Below are 20,697 nucleotides of genomic sequence, written 5' to 3' on the forward strand. Positions count from 1 at the left end.
CTAGCCGGGCCGGGCGACCGGGAGGCGACGCCGAGGTGAACGCGTATCACCCGTTCGCGTGGAGCCGGACCGCCGGCCATGCGTGTCGGTTGGCGCGTCGCCCGAGGTCGCCCACTATCCGGGCAACGGGAGGAGGCGCCGGTGACGGAGCTCAACGAGACGGCCGTGACACCCGGGGTGTCGGCGCGGCTGCGGGACGCGGTCACCCTGCGCGCCGTCCTGCTCGTGATCGGCGTCCTCCTGCTGCAACTGTCGTTCATCGTGTCCTACGTGGGCGCGCTGCATCACCCGCAGCCGCACCACATCCCGCTCGCCATCGTCGCGCCCGGGCAGAACTCGGTCGACGTCGTCGGCCGGTTCAACGGGCTGCCCGACGAGCCGCTCGACGCGCGCAGCGTGCTCGACGAGAGCGCGGCCCGCCGACAGATCAACCGCAGGGAGGTCGACGCGGCGCTGATCGTCGAGCCGGACAGGGACGCCGACCGGCTGCTGGTCGCCGGGGCCGGCGGCCCGGCGCTCGCGGACGTGGTCGGCGCGATCGTCGGCCGCGTCTACACCGAGCAGGGGCGGCGGCTCGCGGTCACCGACGTGAAGCCGGTCGCCTCGGGAGACGGCCGAGGCCTGTCCGCGTTCTACCTGGTCGTGGGCTGGATCGTCGGCGGCTACCTGGTCGCGGCGATCCTCGGGCTCAGCAGCGGCACCCGCCCGGCCAACACCAGTCGGGCCGTCATCCGGCTGTCCGCGCTGGCGCTCTACGCGATCATCTCCGGACTGGGTGGGGCGCTGATCGTCGGTCCGATGCTCGACGCGCTGCCGGACGGCTTCTTCGGCCTGTGGGCGTTGGGCGCGCTCATCGTCTTCGCCACGGCGGCGGCGACGATGGCGCTGCAGGTCCTCGCCGGGCTGGTCGGGATCGGCGTCGCGATCCTGTTCTTCGTGGTGCTGGGCAACCCCAGCTCCGGCGGCCCCTTCCCGCAGGCGCTCCTGCCCACCTTCTGGCGGGTCATCGGGCCGTACCTGCCGACCGGGGCGGGCACCAGCGCCACCCGCAACGTCGCCTACTTCGACGGCGCCGCGCTGGCCCTGCCGCTGTGGGTGCTCGCCATCTACGCGGCCGTCGGCGTGATGATCACGCTCGTCGTCTCCTCCCGCTACCGCGAGCACCCACCGTCGCACCTGCGGGCCTGACGGACCTCGTCCGCGAGCCCGCCGAGCCGCCGGTCACCCCGGTGCTCGTCGCCCCAGGGCTCATTGCCCCGGTGCTCAATCGCCCCAGGGCTCGTCGCGTCAGCGCTGGTCCGGTGACGACAGCTGGGCCAGCCGCCGCGCGACGTCCCGGCGCAGCCACAGGATGCACGCCCACACCAGCGCGAACAGCACGCCGAGCGCGCCCAGCGCCGGGGCGATGAAGAACGTGAGCACCATCAGCGCCTGCAGCGCCAGCGCGAGGCCCAGTCCCCACGAGCGACCGACGAACCCGCTGGCCAGCACCATCGCCACCGCCAGCCCGCCGACGAGCAGACCGTTCGTGGAGGACAGCCCGCCACCGAAGCGGTGCACCACCGGCAACGCCAGCCCCACGACGATGGCCTCCATGACCAGGGTGCCGGCCATAACGCCGCGCAGCCCCTTCCACGGGTCCTTCACCGGCGGATGGGGGGCGGACTGCTCGCTCACCTCGGGGCCTCCCCGCTCACGCCGGTTCCTTGCCGAACAACGCGCGCGCCTCGCCCGCGGTGACCACCGACCCGGTCACCACGACCCCCGCGCCGGAGATCGGCTCGTCCGGGTCGTCGGTCTCCTCGGCCAACCGCACCGCGGTCTCGATCGCGTCGTCGAGCCGGGTCTCCACCACGATCCGGTCGTCGGCGTAGATCTCCCGCGCCAGCACCGCGAGGTCGTCGGGGTCCATCGCGCGGGGTGAGGAGTTCCTGGTGAGCACCACCTCGGTGACCACCGGCTCCAGCGCCTCCAGGATGCCGCGCGCGTCCTTGTCGGCCATCACGCCGACAACGGCCACGAGGCGGCGGAAGGCGAACTCGTCGCTCAGCGCCGCGGCCAGCGCGCGGGCGCCGTGCGGGTTGTGCGCGGCGTCCACCAGCACGGTCGGCGCGGCCCGGACCCGCTCCATCCGGCCGGGCGAGAGCACCGAGGAGAACGCGTCGCGCACCGCCCCGACGTCGAGCTGCCGCCCCTCCCCCGCGCCGAAGAACGCCTCCACCGCGGCCAACGCGAGCGCGGCGTTGCGGCCCTGGTGCTCGCCGTGCAGCGGCAGGAAGATCTCGTCGTAGACACCGCCGAGACCCTGCAGCCGCACCATCTGGCCGCCGACGGCCAGCCGGCGGTCCAGCACGCCGAACTCCATGCCCTCCCGGGCGACGGTGGCGCCGACCTCGACGCAGCGCTCCAGCAGCACCTGGGCCACCTCGGGCTCCTGGGCCGCCAGCACCGCGACGGAGCCGGGCTTGATGATCCCGGCCTTCTCCCTGGCGATGCCGGTGATCTCCGGGCCGAGGTACTCGACGTGGTCGACGCCGATCGGGCAGATCACCGCGATCTTGCCATCGGCGACGTTGGTGGCGTCCCACGAGCCGCCGAGGCCGACCTCCACCACCGCCGCCTCCACCGGGGCGTCGGCGAACGCGGCGAACGCCATGCCGGTGAGCACCTCGAACTTGCTCATCCGGACGTCGCTGCGCTCGTCCACCATCCCGATGTAGGGCTCGACGTCGCGGTAGACCTCGACGTAGCGCCCCGGGCTGATCGGCTGGTTGTCGATGTTGATCCGCTCGGTGGCGAGCTGCAGGTGCGGGCTGGTGTACCGCCCGGTGCGCAACCCGATCCTGGTGAGCAGGGCGTCGATCATCCGCGAGGTCGAGGTCTTGCCGTTGGTGCCGGCGACGTGCAGCACGGGGTAGCTGCGCTGCGGGTCGCCGAGCACCTCGGTGAGCAGGCGGATGCGGTCCAGCGACGGCGCGATCCTCGTCTCCGGCCACCGCTGGTCCAGCTCGGCCTCGACGGAGCGCAGCTCCGCGAGGTCCTCGGGGTCCACCTTCGCCATGGGGCTCAGCCCTCCGGGAGCGCGGCCAGCCGCGCCCTGAGACGGTCGATGTCGGCCGCGGCGGCGTCCCGCCGGTCCCTGATCTTGGCGACCACGTCCGCCGGCGCCTTGTCGGTGAACTTCGGGTTACCCAGCTTGGCCTCGCAGCCGGCCAGCTCCTTCTCGGCCGCGGCGAGGTCCTTGGCCAGCCGCTTGCGCTCGGCGACGACGTCGACCGCGCCGGACAGGTCCAGCTCGACCACGACCGTGCCGCCGGGCAGGCCGACCTCCAGCGAGGCCGACGCGGTGAAGCCGTCGGCCGGGGCGTCCAGCCGGGCCAGGGAGCGGACCGCGGCCTCGTGCCCGCCCTGCTCGGCCTCGGCCAGGCCGACGAGCCGGGCGGCGACCCGCTGACCGGGCTTGAGGCCCTGGTCGGAGCGGAACCGGCGGATCTCGGTGATCAGCTTCTGCGCGCCAATGACCCGGCGCTCGGCGTCGGCGTCGGCCGGCGCGCCGGCGCGGGCCGGCCACTCGGCGACGACCAGCGACTCGCCGCCGGTCAGCGCCGTCCACAGCACCTCGGTGACGAACGGGATCACCGGGTGCAGCAGCCGCAGCAGCACGTCGAGCACCCGGCCGAGCACGGCCCTGGTGGCCTCGGCCCGCTCGCCGCCCTCGGCGATCTGGACCTTCGCCAGCTCCAGGTACCAGTCGCAGAACTCGTCCCACGTGAAGTGGTAGAGCGCGTCGCACAGCTTGGCGAACTGGAAGCCCTCGAACAGGGCGTCCACCTCGCCGACCGTGGCGTCGAGCCGGTCCAGGATCCACCGGTCGGCGTCGGTGAGCCGGTCGCGCTCGGGCACCGCGCGCTCGACCGTCGCGCCGTTCATCATCGCGAACCGGCTGGCGTTCCACAGCTTCGTGCAGAAGTTGCGGGAGCCGGCCGCCCACTCCTCGGCCAGCGCCATGTCCGAGCCGGGGTTGGCGCCGCGGGCCAGGGTGAACCGCAGCGCGTCCGCGCCGTAGCGGTCCAGCCAGTCCAGCGGGTCGATGACGTTGCCCCGCGACTTGGACATCTTCTTGCCCTGCGCGTCGCGGATCAGGCCGTGCAGGAAGACGTTGTCGAACGGCTGCCGGCCGTCCATGGCGTACAGCCCGAACAACATCATCCGGGCGACCCAGAAGAACAGGATGTCGTAGCCGGTGACCAGCACGCTGGTCGGGTAGAACCGGGCCAGGTCCTCGGTGCGGTCCGGCCAGCCGAGCGTGGAGAACGGCCACAGCCCGGAGGAGAACCAGGTGTCCAGGACGTCCGGGTCCTGCCGCCAGCCCTCGCCGGTCGGCGGCTGCTCGTCGGGGCCGACGCAGACGACCTCGCCGTCCGGGCCGTACCAGACCGGGATGCGGTGCCCCCACCACAGCTGCCGCGAGATGCACCAGTCGTGCATGTCGTCGACCCAGTCGAAGTACCGCTTGGCCAGCTCCGGCGGGTGGATGGTGGTGCGACCGTCGCGCACCGCGTCCCCGGCCGCCTTCGCCAGCGGCTCGACCTTGACCCACCACTGCATGGACAGCCGGGGCTCGACCACCGTGTCGCACCGCGAGCAGTGGCCGACCGAGTGCACGTAGGGGCGCTTCTCGGCGACGATCCGCCCCTGCTGCCGCAGGGCGGCGACGATCGCCGGGCGGGCCTCGAACCGGTCCAGTCCCTCGAACGGGCCGTGCACGGTGATGTTGCCGCGCTCGTCCATCACGGTGAGCGACGGCAGGTCGTGCCGCTGGCCGATCTCGAAGTCGTTCGGGTCGTGCGCCGGGGTCACCTTGACCGCGCCGGTACCGAACTCCGGGTCGACGTGCGCGTCGGCCACGACCGGGATGCGCCGGCCGGTCAGCGGCAGCTCCACCTCGGTGCCGACCAGGTGCCGGTAGCGCTCGTCGTCCGGGTGCACCGCGACGGCGGTGTCGCCGAGCATGGTCTCCGCGCGGGTGGTGGCCACGACGATCGCGTTCTCGCCGTCGCCGTAGCGGATCGAGACGAGCTCGCCCTCGTCCTCGCTGTGCTCCACCTCGATGTCCGACAGCGCCGTCCGGCAGCGCGGGCACCAGTTGATGATGCGCTCGGCGCGGTAGATCAGGCCGTCGTCGAACAGCCGCTTGAAGATCGTCTGGACGGCGCGGGACAGGCCCTCGTCCATCGTGAAGCGCTCGCGGCTCCAGTCGACGCCGTCGCCGAGCCGGCGCATCTGGCCGAGGATGCGGCCGCCGTACTCGGCCTTCCAGTCCCACACGCGCTCGACGAAGGCCTCCCGGCCCAGGTCGTGCCGGGACCGGCCCTCCTTGGCCAGCTCCCGCTCGACCACGTTCTGCGTGGCGATGCCGGCGTGGTCCATGCCGGGCAGCCAGAGGACCTCGTAGCCCTGCATGCGCCGACGCCGGGTCAGCGAGTCCATCAGGGTGTGGTCCAGCGCGTGGCCCATGTGCAGGGTGCCGGTGACGTTCGGCGGCGGGATCACGATCGTGTAGGGCGGCTTGTCGCTGCTCGCGTCGGCGGTGAAGTAGCCGCGCTCGACCCACCGCTCGTAGAGCTCGCCCTCTACCTCCGCCGGGTTCCACTGGGGCGGGAGGTCGGCACGGGCCTGGTGCGGGAGGGTCTCGGTCACGCGGAGAGTTTACGAACCCCCGATTGTGGCCCGCACGGCAGTTCCGGCACCAGAGCCGCGACCCCTTCCGATCTTCGTCGGCGCCGCCGCTTATGGTTTGCCGGCTCTTCGCCTCATCTGGGGGACAAGTGGATATCGAGCAGCACCCCGACCTGCGCGACGAACGGTGGCAACGCGCGGCCACTCGGCGCGCCCACCGCGACGCGCGCCGGCTCCGCCGCCGTGCGCGGTTCCGCCGTCACCTTCCCAAGACCATCGCCATCCTGTCCGCCGTGGCCCTCGCCGGCGGGCTGGCACTCCACCAGTCCGGTCGGCTCGACAGCCTCCTCGCCGACAGCGCTCCGAGCACCTCGACGGCACACACCTCAACGACCGCCCCGTCCACTGTCGAGGCGATGCGCAAGGTCGACCTCGCCCGCCCCTTCGCCGGCACCCCGGCCGAGGGATGGGCCGACGGCACCGCCGGCTTCGTCGCCCCGCCGCCCGCACCCGTCGCCGGCTACTCACCGGAGCAGGTCGCCGAGGCGACGGAGAAGGTGCGGCGGTTCCTCACCGCCGCGCGCCTGGACCGCCAGGTCCTGGAGAACCACACACCCGACCCCGTCCTCGCGCAGCTCGATCCGGAGAGCCTGACCACAATCCGCGCGAAGCTCGCCGGGGGCGACGTGGCCGGGACCTCCTGGATCCTCACCCGGGTCAGCAAGGGCCAGCGGCTCCTCCCGGTCGAGCCGAAGGTCAACGGCCGGATGTGGGTCGAGTCGGGCGAGCACGGCACACTCGCCGTCCACACGAACTACGTCATCGCCTACGCCTTCGACCCCGGCGACAAGAAGCCGATCGGGCCGATGGACATCGTGGCCCTCGAACGGTGGGAGGCGACCTACCTCGTCGGGAACGACATCAAGGGCCTCTGGCCCGGCAAGGCCCAGGGCTTCACCTACTCGATCGCCTGCGGGGAGGCCAAGAAGGGCTTCCTCGCCCCGTCGATCTCCGAGCGCCGCCTCGACGGCAAGCCGGCCAAACACGACTCGGCCTACTACTTCGACCCCGCCAACCCCATGGGCGACGAGAACGCCTGCGGCAACTAACTCCTGTCACGCTCCGCCCGAGACACACAAGGGGGGCGGTTGTCTCGACAGTTTCCCGTCGAGACAACCGCCCCTCGGCCTGCCCTCACCCCATATCAGGGCGACTCCCTTTTCCGCGCTCTCGCCGGTAGTTCCAACACAGCATCGATCGCCGACACAGCACCCTGACGCAGGGTTCCTCCTTCAGTCTCGGGGAGTACCACGCGGATGGGCAGGTCGACCTTCTCGTCGAAGAATCAAAGACGTTTGTGCTCTTCGACGCGTCGGCAACGACGAGAACTCCTTTGAACTCCTGGACCAACATGCCCGTCCGCAATGGGCGGGCGCTCCAGTCACGAGAAACGACACGAACAGCAACGGCAATCCACTCCCCCTTGGCCGACAGTGACACGACAGAGCCGCAAGTTGCAGCAGCCACGCTCTACTGAAGTAGCTTCCAAGGGCTGCACTAACACCGAGGGGGCGGCCACCGCGACGTTTTTGTCGAGGTGGCCGCCCCTAGTGCTTCATCTCCCGCTCGAGCTCAAATCACGTCGCACGGCGAGAGTGAACCGCTCACTTGCGAATGTCGGTCGTCCTGCCGGTCCTCGGATCGTGCTCGATCCGACCGTTCTGGAACTCCTGGACGACCAGGTCGCCGACCTTCTTCTCCTCGCCGGTCGGGTAGCCCAGGTACGACCGCTCCCAGCCGAGTGAAGCCCACCTCTCCCGGATGGTCCCGTAGACCGCGCGAGCACCGGTCTCAGGTGACCAGTAGATCGAGGCGCCGTCGTGCCGGTTCAGGTGATTGAAGCGCCCGATGCCGTCCGGGGTGGTCAGCTCGTCCGTGATCGGTACTCCGAGCCCCGATTTGTGGGCGCCCAGCGCGTCGTACCTCTCCCTGATCGCGCCCCGGATCTCCTGCGCACCAGTGGCACCGGTCCAGTAGAGCCGCGCCTGCTGGTAGTTGCGCCACCGCACGTCGCCGTCCGCCTTCTCCTCCTCAACCGGGTTGCCCACGCGACCCCGCAGGGACTCGTCGTTCAACCAACGAAGGAGGATGCCGGTGGACACCGGGTTGGAACCATGCATGCGCCAGGAAGCGTCCGGCTCGAACACGTTCGGATTGTCGAACCAGTTCTCCCCGCTCTTGTTCGCCGCCCACAGCTCGGAATTGATGTGGCGCAGGAAACGGCCCTTGGCGCTCAGGGACTCCAACGAGACACCCGCACCCTGCAGCCCCGGGTGCGAACACCAGGTGGCATCGCGACGGAACTGCTCGCTACCGTCGCTCTGCGCCACCAGGACGCGCAGGTTCTCCTGGCGGAGGTAGACACCCGGCCGGTCGGCCGCCTCCAGCGAGTGGCAGTTCGTGTCGGCGAGGCCGGGCACGACCCGCCAGTTCGCGTCCGCTCCCACACCGGGGCCGGGCACCGGTTTGCCCGGCTCGATGCGAGCATGCCCATCAGAGCCATTGCGGATATACCAGCCTCGAACACCCAGCGTGTCCGACTGCAGAGACTGAATGAGCGCCGCCCCGTACTGCCCGATACGCAGGAACCAGGAGACGCCCTCCGGGCCAGCGGCCAGAGCCGCCTTGGCGGCGTCCACCAACTCGGGGTGGACCAGGCTCTTCTCCGCCTTGGTCTGGATCTCCAGCAGACGGCGCTTGTCCGCCTCCTCCTGCTTGCGCAGCTCGTTGGCCTTGTCCCGGTTGTTGGCCTCGTAGATGCCGGTGTCGATGAACCGCTTCCACACCGCGGGGTCGGAACTGCGCAGTGCGGCCACGGACGCGGTCTGCACCTCGGTGTCCGGCTTGGCCCGGTTCCACACCTCACGGATGAAGTTGTCGTCCGACAACTCCAGCATGCCCTCGGTGGGCTCGACCCCGAGCACCTGGCGCATCGCCCGCTGCTTGGCGGCACGCGCCTTCTGCCGGGCCTTCTCCGCCTCGGTGGCCTGCTGGTTCTTCTCGATGGCGTCGAGCTGGTCCTGCTCGTGCGCCTTGCGGATGCCCTCGGCGAGGAACGCCTTCTGCGCGGCCTCGTCCTTGCCGAACGCCTCCAGCGCCGCAGCCTTCACCTTCGGCCCCGACACCCGCTTCCACAGGTCGTAGACGAAGTCCTTGTAGCCCAGGACCAGCATCTCCGCCGTGGGCTCGATGCCGACCATCATGGCGGCGTTGCGCTTCAGCTCGCGCGCGATGCGCGCCGCCTCCGCGTCCCGCTGCTCCTTGGCCTGGTCCCGCTTCACCGCGTCGTGGATGCCCAGCTTGATCCACGTCGTGCAGTCCGCGTCCGTGCCTCCGAGCGCCAGCTCCGCCGAGGCACGCACCTCCGCGCCCTTGGCCTGCCGCCACAATGCGAACACGAAGTTCCGGTCGCTCAGCACCAGCAGTTCGTTGCTGGCGACAATGCCTAACGCCGAGGCAGCCCGGAGCTTGTCATCCAGCGTCGCCCCAGCCGCCGCCTTCGGCTGCTCCGCCTTCACCATCACACCGGGAACTGGTGCCGCCATGGCAACCGGTGCCAGCACTCCAGCAGCCACCGCCAGAGTCACGAGGCACAGCGCACGGGGCGCCGCATGTCCCAGCCGTCGAGCACTCCCGAATGTCCTTCGAATCGACACCCCACTTGTCCTTTCAGGTGAAATCATTCTGATTTCCCGTTCTTCAGCCGAAGCCGATCAAGCGTGGCCTGGGAGGCACCAGACGCGCCAACCACTCCTGTCTCAGGTGAGGTGCTGGATCGACCGCCCCACAGAGGACCACGTCACAACAGCCAAGAGAAAGACGCAGACAGGCAACGGAAAACAATTATTGCCCCAAGCGGCCCACCCCCAGCATCTCCGCCACGAATTTCGTGACCTTGACCTCCAGCGAGCGCGCTTCTTCATCCGAAAGCCCCAGACCACCGAAGGGCGGCCAACTGCAAATAAAAAACCCCTTGTGCCACGTTGACACCAGACCACTGCCATAATCCAGTGTCAGAGCGTCGAGAAAATCCTTCCTCACCCCTACGAGTCGCTTGGAAAGATAGAACTCGCCGCGAACACGGTCGCACACTTCCCGGAACCCGGACGGAGAGGGCAGAGTCTCCTCCACCCCCAGGTGCCCGTATAGCGGATCCAACCTGTCACAGATGGATTGGAGCGTCTTCCGCGCCCACTCTCCGAGCAGAAAGGCTCGATAGCCACCCTCCCTTTCCCACAAAAACTCGGGGAAGCCGAGAACGTCCGCCGAAAGTGCCACCGAGACAGGATGTATCTCGCCCGGCTCCGCGCGGGAGAGCTCCGCCACCACAACGCCCAGGGTTTTTTCCAGAAGTTGTACACGGACCGCGCGAAAACCCTCGCCCTCCTTCTCCTCAAAAAGTCGCGAGACATTCGCGCCAGAGACATCGATCACATGGAGCGAATCCGCAAGGTCGGACACCGACTCGAACCTCGCCTCGACAGGAACCAATGAAATACGTGAATGCAGAACCTCGTTCGCCTCACAGAGTGTCGCGTACACCTCTCGCAGCGCCTGATCCTCTCCTATCGAAGGGTATACCGCGATCGAGAGATGAGGTGCCTCCGGAGACAAGTTTTCCATTTTATTTCCCAAGTATTCTCAGCATCGCAGCCACTTGACCTTGCTTGGGAACGATCGCGGTGACAAGTTCCCCCGTGACACGGTCGATCTGCACAGCGAACCACTTCCCATCAAACCTGCTTAAATAGGCAAACGTTTTCGTTTCACCCGATTTCCAGGGAACCACATCCTTACTCTTCAAGCCGCGCTCGAGCAAATCCCGCCACTCCTTCAGGTGCGTCGACTTCGGCACATCTCTGCCGAACCACTGAGCGGCGTGCCTGTCGAAGGAGTGAGCCAGTTTTCGCTCACTGATCCACGCCGCCGGTGGAACCAAACAGTTGTGAACGAGAAGCTGAGCTTCCGTGATGTAATAGTTGTGGTCACCAGCAACCTCAAAGCTGTAGACGATCGTCTGAATATTTTGTCTGGAGATGTCAACGATCGCCAGCTCTTCACCTTGGAGGGTGGACAGAGAATCTCCAACCCTGAGGTCGGCGGCCTCAACCCATCCACGCCCTCCCACCCAGAACGGGTGTTGGGGAGTCACGCGGACCTCTACCCGGGCAGTTCTGACCGTAAGGATCTCCACAGCCGATTTGCTGAAGAGCCCCGTTACCGGGCGGAGGTGAGAACGACCGGTGTCGAGATCGCGCGCCCACACCTGGTCGCCGACGGCAATGTTCTCGATTGGCTTAGGTCCGACAGCGGTCGCGACCATCGTGCCAGCCGGGAAGCAGTTGCACGCCTTCTGAAACTTCTTGATCAGATCGCGAGCCTTGTCCAAGGACTTTGCGGCGACATCTACGCCTTCAAGGAATTTTCGAGCTCCTGTGACGACCCGGTAAATCGCCTTGCCGACCGCAGGGATTTTTCCTACAGCGACAGCAAGCGATCCAATGTCGAGAAGGCTCCACAGGCAGCTCTCAACATTGCCCGAACCGAGGCAACGCCGGATGTTGTCGACACCCAGGAGCTCCAGGAGGATGTCAGCACCGTTCTCCTTGACGAAGTCGACGATGCCCTTGTTGGCGTTCTCGCGCGCCTTGCGGAACTCCTCAACGAGTTCGGGCCCACCCTCCGCGAGGAGCTTTGCTTCCTCCTCGGCCGTCAGGTCCGGATGGCCGCCGCCAGCTTGTGAAGCCGTGCCTTCGCGGCGTTTGCGTTCTTCTTCGCGGGCGGCGGCTTCGGCGCGTTCAGCGGACTTGACGGCCTCGGCGGCGTGTTCCCGGGCTTTCTCCGCGGATTTGGCGGCTTCTTCGGCGTGTTTCTGGGCGTTGTCGGCGGCGGTGCGGGCCGCGGCGGCGTCCTGTTCGGCCTTGGCCGCTGCTGCTCTGGCCGCTGCCGCGTCCCGCTCGGCAGCGCTGGCCGCGGCTCGGGCGGTGGCCGCCTCCTTCTCGGCGGCTGAGGCGGCCTTGCCGGCGAGAGTGGCTGAGCGGGCGGCATCGTTGGCCGCGGCGCGCGCCTTGCGGGCGTCCTCCTGGGCTTGCGCGTCGGCCTGGTTGGCACGACCGGCCGCCTCCTGGGCCTTCACCCGCTCCGCAGCGGCGTCGGCGGCCCCCCGCTGGGCCTCAGCGGCGGCCTGCGCGGCTTCAGCTGCGGAGTGAGCAGCCCGGCTGGCCGCCTCGAAGGCAGGCTTGACCTCGGCAGCTGCACGGTCGGCGGCCTCCTGTGCCTTCTTGGCGGCGGCCACGGCTTCGGTCGCCCGGTCCTGGGCCGCCTTGGCCTGCTCCGCGCCGACGGTCTTGGCCTGTTCGGCGACCTCCTTGGCGAAGTCGGCGTCGAGGTCCTTGCCCTCGAACGGGGCCACGACCTTGATCGCGGTGTTGGCCGGCTCGGCAATGCCCTGCGACGACGTTCTGGCCGCCAGGGAGGCGCGCACCGCGATCCCGGCCTGGGTCGCCGCCGAGACCGCCTCGTTCGCGGCGGCCTCTGACTCGGCCTTGGTTCGCTGCGCCGACCACAGCGCGTGCATCGCTTCGTCGGCGGCCTGACGGGCGAGTTCCCCGGCGTTGCGGGCGTGCTCAGCCGCCTGCGCTTCGGCCATGATCGCCTCAGCGGCCTTGGCGTCGGCCTCGACAGCCGCAGCGTGCGTGGTGGCGGCTTCGGCTTCCGCCTTGTTCGCCGCCGCGTCCGCCCGCGCGGCCGCGGCCTCGGCCTCACGGGCCGCCGCTCGCGCTCGCGCGGCCGCTCGGGTCGCCTCGTTCGCGGCAGCACGAGCATTCGCCGCCGCACCAGAGGCGACTTGAGCCGCATGTCCCGCCGCGCGAGCAGCACCAGTTGCGGTGTTCGCTTCGTTACGCGCTTGCCCTGCGGCCTCCCGGGCGACGCCTTCATGCTCAGTGCCCCGCGCGGCCGCGAGAGTGGCTTCCAAGGCTTCCGCCTTCGCCACAGCGGCCTGCCGGTCCTGCTCGGCGGTGTAGGCGCGTTCCCGCGCGGCCTTGGCGTTGGTTTCCTCGGTGCGGGCCTTGTCCGCCGCCCCGCCCGCGATGCGTTCCTGCTCCTCGGCGCGGGAGCGGGCGCCGGCGGCGATGCTGGCCTGGTACTGGGCCTGAGCCCGGGCGCTCGCGGCGACCGCAGCCTGCTGCTGCGCACGCTGCCGCGCCGCAGCCGCGTTGGCGCGTTCCTTCTCGGCCCGCGCCCGGGCCTCGGCGGCCTTGCGCTGCTCGGCCTCCGCCGTCAACCGGGCCTGACGCGTGCGCTCCGCGGCGGCCCAGGCGCGACGCTCGGCGTCCTCGGCCTGTTCCCGGGCCTGCTTGGCCCGGTTCGCCGCGTCACGAGCAGCGGCCGCCTGCGTCTTCGCCGCCTCGGCCAGGTTCGCCGCGGACCGTGCGTGCTCCTCGGCCTGAACCCGCCACCGGCGGGCCTGCTCCGCGTGCGCCTCGGCCTTCTGCTGGCCCTCCTGCGCTTTGTCGGTGGCCTCGGTGGCGTCGATGGCGTGCTGGGAGGTCTCCACCGCGCCCACCGCCGACCGCGCGGCCCCAGCCATGCCCCGCGCGATCTTGGCCCAGTCGGCGCCGTAGGTCAGGCCGGTCTCGACGAGGATCTTCGCCTCGCCCTCGGCCCGCACCGCCGCTTTCTCCGCGCCCTCAGCGGCCTGCCGCGCCGAGTCGAGCTGGCGGGCGACCTCCCGCTTGACCTCGGCGAAGGAACCGTTGTGGTGCCCACCCGCGGTGTTGGAGGCCAGGATCTCCGCGGCCTTCCGGGCCTCGTTCGACCCCGACACCAGCGCGTTGGCCGCGCGCTGCAGGGAACGCACACCCTCGCCGTGCGCGTTGAGCAGGTTCTTGCGTGCCTCCGCGGCCCGGGCCGCCTTCTTGGCCAGCTCGCTGAGCTCCTCGGCGGCCTTGTCCCGCTCCCGCTGCTGACGCAGGTGCTCCTCGAACGCCGCGGCGTCCTTCTCGGCGGCGGCGAGGTAGCCCTTCTGCAGGTACTCCACGATCGCCGCGTCAGTGCCGGCGTCCAGCGCCGCCTGGGCCGTCTTCTTGACCTCGGGCCCACCCGCGCCCGCCAGCATCTGCACCCGCGAGCGGAGCACGTCCATGCGCTCGCGCTCAGCCTTGGTGTTCTGCTCATCCCGCGCCCGAGCCAGCGCGGCGCCGTAGTCGAGGAACGCGGCCCGGTCGTAGTCCGAACCGGCCAGCACCCGCTGGACCTCGGCGTTGAAGATCGGGCCGCCGGTGCCGGCCATCTTCTCGATGGCCTCCCGGTTGCGCCGGGCCGTCTCCTCCTTCCGGGCCTTGGCCCTCTTCTGCGCCTCCGGCTCACCGGTGGCCAGGAAGGCCATCACGGCTTCGTCGGTCTGGGCGTCCAATGCAGCCCGCGCGGCGTCGCGGACCTCGACGTCCTCGGCCAACTCGGCGATGTCGGCCACCAACTGCCGAAGACGCGGATCGAAGTTCGGAATCCCCGTCTTGCCGTCCCAGTCCTGGTACTCGGAGGGTGGCATCGGCCGTGCCGGCGAGGACTGCCGGGGTTCCTCCGCCGCGGCCGCAGCGGGAAGGAACGGAGACGACGGCCGACCCAGCGGATCCAGCAGACCCGCGAAGAGCGCGAATCCCAGAAGTAATACCGTTAATCTTCGGGCGCGTTGAAGTAAGCGCACCAGAACCTCCTCTTCTTCGCGAGAAGAAAGGGAACACCCCACTCCGTATGTGAGGTGTTCCCGTGAATGCCCGAAAGCGGTGCCCGGTCAGCTCTTGCCGGACTGCACGCGCTGCTCACCGGCCAGCGCCTGCTGCAGCAGGGCGTTCCAGAACCGGGCCTGCTCGGCGACGACTTCCTGCTCGGACTTCCACTGCGCCTCAGTGCTGGTGGAGAAGTTGGCGACCGCGGCCCAGTTCGGTCCGGTGGCCGCCTGGGCGGCCGCCGCCACCTGCCGCCAGTTCGCCGCCTGTCGAGCAGAGACCTCCTGCGCCTCCGCCCATGCCGAACGCGGAGCGGCGGTTCGCTCCGCGGCCGCCCGCCACGCCCGTGCCGCAGCGGCGCGGGCCTGCTCCTTGGCCTCCTCCGCCGCCTCCGCGGCCGCCTTCTCCGCCGCCTGGGCGTCGGCGACCAAGCGGTTCACCGCGGCTCGCCACGCGACCTCGTTGTCCAGCAACCGCAGCCGATACGACTCCAGGTCGAGTTTCGCGGCGCTGGCCCAGTCGTGGGCGAAGAACTCCACGATGTCGTTGTCCGTGGCTGCCGGCCGCACCGCGTACGCCGCGGCCGCCCGCACCTGGGTTCCCGGGTCGTGTGTGGCGAGTGTGCGCACGTAGTTCCGGTCGGCCTCCACCAGGGCACGGGCCTGCTCACCGGAGCTTTCCCTGGCCCGCCGGTCCCGCTCCTTCGCCTCCGCGAAACCCGTTCGGGCGAACCACTCCCGGTCAGCGTCGGTCCCGTTCACCGCACGCCGGGCCGCGGCGTGAACCTCTGGGGAGAACTCCGCGGTGTGCGTCTCCAACACCCGCCGGGCGAAGTCGGCGTTCATCGCCTTCCGCTCCTCGGCGTACCGCTTCGCCGCCGGGTAGTCGGTCTCCAGGAACGCGAGCAGCCCTGCGTCACCGTCGGACGTCGCCAGAGCGTGCTGCGCCGCCGCCCGCACCACCGAGCGCGGGTCCCGAAGAGCGACCCACCACACGAACTTCCGCGTCGCCGACTCCTCGTCCGCAGCGAACGACCGCGCGACCCCACCAACGGGCCCCGCGGCGAGCGCGACTCCGAAAGGCGGCATCACGAGAGCGCCATTCGCCGAAATCACCAGAAGAAGGGCGGCAACAGTCAGACCCCTGCGCACAGAAATCCCCCGTAACGTCGAAAGGAACCCTGACCCACAACTCAGGGCACACCTTCCCCGACCCCCGGCGTCCCCAATTGCCGACCCTAACCCACCCAACAGACCGAGTCCAGAGCAGAAAGGCGACAGGGACAAAGTGCGGGACGTCCCCGACTTGATGCTCTGTCCGGAGCAACCACACCGTGACCTCGACGACAATCCTTTCGTTGTGGGCCATCAGTGTGAAGAAGTCGGTAACCGCCTTCTTCCATGAATGGCGAATAGCGGTCGCGCCTCACCTTCCAGAACGCACCCGTCCGGCCCTCGGCAATTATGAGAGCGGTCACACCGGATCCCGACGACGTGCTCACCCCGGACGCGGGAGGTGGAGCGGCGGGCTTGCTGGTGTTGGGGGTGGGGGCGGGCGGAGGATGGCGGTATGAGCCGCAAGCCACCGGAACGGGACATCGACGAGGCCGAGCTGGAGATCAGCGAGCCCAAGGACTGGGCGGCCGGGGTCACCGGCGTGGTGGTCTCGGCGCAGCGCGGGTTCGAGCAGATGGGCGCCACGCGCACCGTGCGCACCCTGCGGCTGCTCAACCAGCGCGAGGGGTTCGACTGCCCCGGTTGCGCGTGGCCGGAGCGGCCGGGGCACCGCAAGGCCATCGAGTTCTGCGAGAACGGGGTCAAGGCGGTCGCCGAGGAGGCCACGCTGCGCCGGGTCGGCCCGGAGTTCTTCGCCGAGCACCCGGTGGCCGAGCTCGCCGAGCGCACCGACTACTGGCTGGGCCAGCAGGGCCGGCTCACGCACCCGATGGTGCTGCGCCCCGGGGCGACCCACTACCAGCCCATCGCCTGGTCGGAGGCGTTCGGGCTGATCGCCGACGAGCTGCGCGGCCTGGCCAGCCCGCACGAGGCGGTCTTCTACACCTCGGGTCGGACCAGCAACGAGGCCGCGTTCCTCTACCAGCTCCTCGTCCGCGCTTTCGGGACGAACAACCTGCCGGACTGCTCGAACATGTGCCACGAGTCGTCCGGCGCCGCGCTGTCGGAGACGATCGGCGTCGGCAAGGGGTCGGTCAGCCTGGACGACCTGCTGGCGGCGGACCTGATCCTGGTCGTCGGCCAGAACCCCGGCACCAACCACCCGCGCATGCTGTCGGCGTTGGAGGAGGCCAAGCGCAACGGCGCGCGCATCGTGGCGGTCAACCCGCTGCCCGAGGCGGGGCTCATGCGGTTCAAGAACCCGCAGCGCCCCTCCGGCGTCGTCGGCGGGGGCACGCCGCTGGCCGACGAGTTCTGCCAGATCCGCCTGGGTGGCGACCAGGCGTTCTTCCAGGCGCTGGGCCACCTCCTGCTGGCGGCGGAGGACGCGGCGCCCGGCACGGTGATGGACCGGGAGTTCGTCGAGCGGCACACGCACGGCTACCAGGAGTGGGCCGAGCACGTGCGGTCGGTGGACTGGGCCGAGGTGGACGCGGCGACCGGGCTGGCGCGGGAGCAGGTGGCCAGGGTCGGCCGGATGCTCGCCGAGTCGAAGCGGACGATCGTGTGCTGGGCGATGGGTCTGACGCAGCACCGGCACGCGGTGCCCACCATCCGAGAGGTCGTGAACCTGCTGCTGTTCCGGGGCATGATCGGCAAGCCGGGTGCCGGGGTGTGCCCGGTGCGGGGCCACTCCAACGTGCAGGGCGACCGCACCATGGGCATCTGGGAGAAGATGCCGGAGTCGTTCCTGGCCGCGTTGGAGGCCGAGTTCGACATCGCAGTCCCCCGCGAGCACGGGTTCGACACCGTCGAGGCGCTCCGCGCGATGCGCGACGGGCGGGCGCGCGTGTTCTTCGCGGTCGGCGGCAACTTCGTCTCCGCGACCCCGGACACCGAGGTCGTGGAGGAGGCCCTGCGGTCCTGCTCGTTGACCGTCCACGTGTCGACGAAGCTCAACCGCTCCCACGTCGTGCACGGCCGCACCGCGTTGATCCTGCCGACGCTGGGTCGCACCGACCGCGACGAGCAGGCCACCGGCGAGCAGTTCGTCACGGTCGAGGACTCGATGTCGATCGTGCACGCGTCGCGGGGTCGGCTGCGGCCGGCGAGCCCGCACCTGCTGTCCGAGGTCGCGATCATCAGCCGGCTGGCGCGGGCCCTGTTCGGCGACGACCACCCGGTGCCGTGGGAGGACTTCGAACGCGACTACGACCTGATCCGGGAGAGCATCGCGCGCGTGGTCCCGGGCTGCGAGGGCTACAACCGGAAGGTTCGGCAGCCGGACGGCTTCGTCCTCCCCCACCCGCCCCGGGACGAGCGGCGGTTCCCGACCGCCACGGGGAAGGCGAACTTCACGGCCAACGCGCTCTACGCGCCGAAGGTCCCGCCGGGCCGGCTGCTGTTGCAGTCCCTGCGCAGCCACGACCAGTACAACACCACGATCTACGGGCTGGACGACCGCTACCGGGGCGTCTCCGGCGGCCGCCGGGTCGTGTTCGTGCACCCGGACGACCTCGCGGAACTCGGCGTCGCCGACGGCGCTCTGGTGGACCTGGTGAGCGAGTGGCCCGCTGACGGCGCCGGCGGAACGGACGGCGCGGCGGGCGGTGCGATCTCCGAGCGGCGGGCGGAGCGGTTCCGGGCCGTCGCCTACCCCACCGCGCGGGGGTGCGCGGCCACCTACTTCCCCGAGGCGAACCCCCTGGTGCCGCTGGACTCCACGGCGGAGGTGTCGAACACCCCGACGTCGAAGTCGGTCGTGGTCCGGTTGGAGCCCGCTACCGCACCGTAGCGGGCTCCACCCGACTGCTGGCGGCGGCCGGGTAGTACCGGTTCTGTGTTGGGGAGCGCGTCGGGGGGCCTGCGCGCTCCCCACCCCCTAAACGATCACAACAGAGGTTGGCAAGAGGTTGGTGCCCGTGGCCGAGGCCCCGGGCAGCGTCCAGCGCACCGTGATCGTCCGTAGCGCCCGGCCCCGTCCGGGTGACGAACCACCGAAGGAGAACGCCATGGGTCGGGTCACGACGCACCGTCCGGTGCTCCGCCTCGACGGGGGCCGCGTCGCGCGCCGGTCCGACACGTTGACCGTGGAGGAGCCCCTGGAGCTGCGGGTGGACGGCCGGGCGCTGGCGGTGACCATGCGCACGCCCGGCCACGACGTCGAGCTGGCGCACGGGTTCCTGCTCACCGAAGGGGTGATCCAGGCGGCGGCGGACGTCGCGGTGGCGCGCTACTGCGACGGCAAGGGGCCGGACGGGCGCAACACCTACAACGTCCTCGACGTCGCGTTGGCGGCCGGCGTTCCGCCGCCCGACCCCGGCGTGGAGCGCAACTTCTACACGACGTCCTCCTGCGGGGTGTGCGGCAAGGCCGCGCTCGACGCCGTCCGGCTGCGCACCCGGTTCTCCCCCTCGGGCGACCCCGCGCGGGTGAGCGCGGCGACGCTGTCCGGCCTGCCCGCGGCCCTGCGGGAGGCGCAGCGCGTGTTCGCCAGCACCGGCGGCCTGCACGCCGCCGGGCTCTTCCGCGCCGACGGCTCGCCGCTCGCCGTCCGGGAGGACGTCGGTCGGCACAACGCGGTGGACAAGGTGCTCGGCTGGGCGTTGCTCCACGGGCTGACGCCGTTGGCCGGCTGCGTCCTGCTGGTGTCCGGCCGGGCCTCGTTCGAGCTGGTGCAGAAGGCCGCGATGGCCGGCGTGCCGGTGCTGGCCGCCGTGTCGGCACCGTCCTCGCTGGCCGTGGAGCTGGCCGAGGAGCAGGGCATGACCCTGGTCGGCTTCCTGCGCGGCGAGACCATGAACGTCTACACCGGCGCGGAGCGGATCGAGCTCGACGCCGGGGTCGGCGCGGAGCGCGAGTCGGAGGTGGTCGGGTGAGGCCCCTGGCCGGGATCGTGGTCGTCGGGTTGGAGCACGCGGTGGCGGTGCCGTACGCCTCCCGCCTGCTGGCCGACCTGGGCGCGCGGGTGATCAAGGTCGAGCGGCGCGGGACGGGGGACTTCGCCCGGGACTACGACCGCGCGTGCGGCACGGTGTCGTCCTACTTCGCCTGGACGAACGCGGGCAAGGAGTCGATCGCGCTCGACGTGCGGCACCCCGCCGGCCGGCGGGTGCTGGACCGCCTCCTGGCCAGGGCCGACGTGGTGCTGTGCAACTACTCGCCGGCGGCGGCCCGACGGCTGGGCGTGGACGCGGGGACGCTGCGGGCCGCCCGCCCGGAGCTCGTCGTCGGCGAGCTGTCCGGCTACGGCGAGGGCGGGCCGTACGACGCCAGGAAGGCGTTCGACGCCCTGGTGCAGTCCGAGGCCGGGCTCATCGAGCTGACCGGCGCGGGCGAGGTGACCGCGCGGACGGGCATCTCGGTGGCGGACATCGCGGCCGGGGTCCAGATGCACTCCGCCGTCCTCGCCGCGCTCTTACACCGGGAACGCACCGGCGAGGGCGCGACACTGCGGCTCTCCCTGCTGGAGGCGTTGGCGGAGTGGATGCACCAACCCCTGCTCTACGCGTTGGGAACGGGGGCTCCGGCCCCGCGCAGCGGCGCCCACCACGCGAGCATCGCCCCGTACGGTCCGTTCCGCTGCGCCGACGGCGGGACGGTGCACCTCGCCGTCCAGAACGAGCCGCAGTGGCGCAGGTTGTGCGTCGACGTGCTGGGTCGGCCGGAGCTGGCCGACGACCCCCGCTTCCGCGCGGTGACCGACCGGGTCGCCAACCGACCCGCCCTCCACGCCGAGCTCCAGCCGGTGTTCGACCGGATGACCGCCGAGGCGCTGCTCGCGGCGCTGGACGCCGCCGACGTGCCGGCCTCCCGCACCCGCGACGTCCTCGGTCTGGCCGAGCACCCCCAGCTCGCCGCCAGGGACCGCTGGCGGCGGGTCCCGGTGCCCGGGGCGGAGCCGGTCCCGATGTTGACGCCCCCGGTCTCGGCCGAGGCGTGGGAGTGGGACCCCGCCGCCGTCCCGGCGCTCGGTGAGCACACCGACGCGATCCTCACCTGGCTGGGCTACACCGCCGAGGAGATCCGGGAACTGCGCGCCACATCGGCCGGTTAGCCGGTTTTTCGGCTCACCCCTCCGCGGTTCTTCCCGCCCTTTGGTCATAACTGGGCGC

General features: G+C 70.5%; 12 protein-coding genes. 5 read left to right on the forward strand and 7 right to left on the reverse strand.

Features of this window, described 5'->3' with window-relative positions; all coding sequences use genetic code 11:
- Positions 1-141: 141 nt before the first annotated feature.
- Entirely contained in the window at positions 142-1,188 is a 1,047-nt protein-coding gene (locus BUE43_RS12470; RefSeq protein ID WP_073482304.1) for an ABC-2 transporter permease, read from the forward strand.
- Positions 1,189-1,287: 99 nt separating this feature from the next.
- Here the strand turns inward: BUE43_RS12470 and BUE43_RS12475 are convergent, their stop codons facing one another.
- Genes BUE43_RS12475 through BUE43_RS12485 form a run of 3 tightly spaced genes read right to left on the reverse strand, consistent with a single transcriptional unit; the run spans position 1,288 to position 5,700 of the window.
- Entirely contained in the window at positions 1,288-1,677 is a 390-nt protein-coding gene (locus BUE43_RS12475) for a DUF4233 domain-containing protein (RefSeq protein ID WP_073482306.1), read from the reverse strand.
- Between the two features lie 16 nt (positions 1,678-1,693).
- Positions 1,694-3,061 (reverse strand): bifunctional tetrahydrofolate synthase/dihydrofolate synthase, encoded by a 1,368-nt coding sequence (gene folC / locus BUE43_RS12480; protein WP_073482309.1) that lies wholly within the window; start codon positions 3,059-3,061, stop codon positions 1,694-1,696.
- Positions 3,062-3,066: 5 nt separating this feature from the next.
- Positions 3,067-5,700, reverse strand: a complete 2,634-nt coding sequence (locus BUE43_RS12485; protein WP_073482311.1) for a valine--tRNA ligase — start codon at positions 5,698-5,700, stop codon at positions 3,067-3,069.
- A gap of 128 nt (positions 5,701-5,828) precedes the next feature.
- Here BUE43_RS12485 and BUE43_RS12490 point away from each other — a divergent pair, with 128 nt between their 5' ends.
- The gene (locus tag BUE43_RS12490) at positions 5,829-6,788 is read left to right on the forward strand and encodes a hypothetical protein (protein WP_073482313.1); all 960 of its coding nucleotides are present in this window, start codon (positions 5,829-5,831) and stop codon (positions 6,786-6,788) included.
- Positions 6,789-7,343: 555 nt separating this feature from the next.
- Here the strand turns inward: BUE43_RS12490 and BUE43_RS12495 are convergent.
- The 4 genes from BUE43_RS12495 to BUE43_RS12510 form a co-directional block, all read right to left on the reverse strand.
- Complete coding sequence (locus BUE43_RS12495; protein ID WP_234995677.1) at positions 7,344-9,302, reverse strand: AbfB domain-containing protein; 1,959 nt, start codon at positions 9,300-9,302, stop codon at positions 7,344-7,346.
- 280 nt (positions 9,303-9,582) lie between these two features.
- Positions 9,583-10,200 carry a hypothetical protein gene (locus tag BUE43_RS12500; protein ID WP_143174105.1) on the reverse strand — a complete coding sequence of 206 codons (618 nt, stop codon included), beginning with the start codon at positions 10,198-10,200 and terminating at the stop codon, positions 9,583-9,585.
- A gap of 163 nt (positions 10,201-10,363) precedes the next feature.
- Positions 10,364-14,446 (reverse strand): Hint domain-containing protein, encoded by a 4,083-nt coding sequence (locus BUE43_RS35595; protein ID WP_143174106.1) that lies wholly within the window; start codon positions 14,444-14,446, stop codon positions 10,364-10,366.
- An 87-nt stretch (positions 14,447-14,533) separates the two neighbouring features.
- Entirely contained in the window at positions 14,534-15,556 is a 1,023-nt protein-coding gene (locus tag BUE43_RS12510) for a hypothetical protein (RefSeq protein ID WP_073482745.1), read from the reverse strand.
- A 481-nt stretch (positions 15,557-16,037) separates the two neighbouring features.
- Between BUE43_RS12510 and BUE43_RS12515 the strand changes: the two genes are divergently transcribed.
- From BUE43_RS12515 to BUE43_RS12525, 3 genes are all read left to right on the forward strand, one after another.
- Positions 16,038-18,377, forward strand: coding sequence for an FdhF/YdeP family oxidoreductase (locus BUE43_RS12515; protein WP_073482321.1), 2,340 nt, complete (start codon positions 16,038-16,040; stop codon positions 18,375-18,377).
- Between the two features lie 217 nt (positions 18,378-18,594).
- Positions 18,595-19,461, forward strand: a complete 867-nt coding sequence (fdhD, locus tag BUE43_RS12520) for a formate dehydrogenase accessory sulfurtransferase FdhD (protein ID WP_073482746.1) — start codon at positions 18,595-18,597, stop codon at positions 19,459-19,461.
- Positions 19,458-20,639, forward strand: a complete 1,182-nt coding sequence (locus tag BUE43_RS12525; RefSeq protein WP_073482323.1) for a CaiB/BaiF CoA transferase family protein — start codon at positions 19,458-19,460, stop codon at positions 20,637-20,639. Before fdhD ends, BUE43_RS12525 begins: the two co-directional genes overlap by 4 nt.
- Positions 20,640-20,697 lie beyond the last annotated feature (58 nt).

The organism is Streptoalloteichus hindustanus (assembly GCF_900129375.1).
GTDB classification, from domain to species: domain Bacteria; phylum Actinomycetota; class Actinomycetes; order Mycobacteriales; family Pseudonocardiaceae; genus Streptoalloteichus; species Streptoalloteichus hindustanus.

Coding starts and splice junctions, on each gene's coding strand:
- folC (WP_073482309.1), bottom strand. CDS start 3,061: ATGGCGAAGGTGGACCCCGAGGACCTCGCGGAGCTGCGCTCCGTCGAG.
- BUE43_RS12515 (WP_073482321.1), top strand. CDS start 16,038: ATGAGCCGCAAGCCACCGGAACGGGACATCGACGAGGCCGAGCTGGAG.
- BUE43_RS12510 (WP_073482745.1), bottom strand. CDS start 15,556: ATGCCGCCTTTCGGAGTCGCGCTCGCCGCGGGGCCCGTTGGTGGGGTC.
- fdhD (WP_073482746.1), top strand. CDS start 18,595: ATGGGTCGGGTCACGACGCACCGTCCGGTGCTCCGCCTCGACGGGGGC.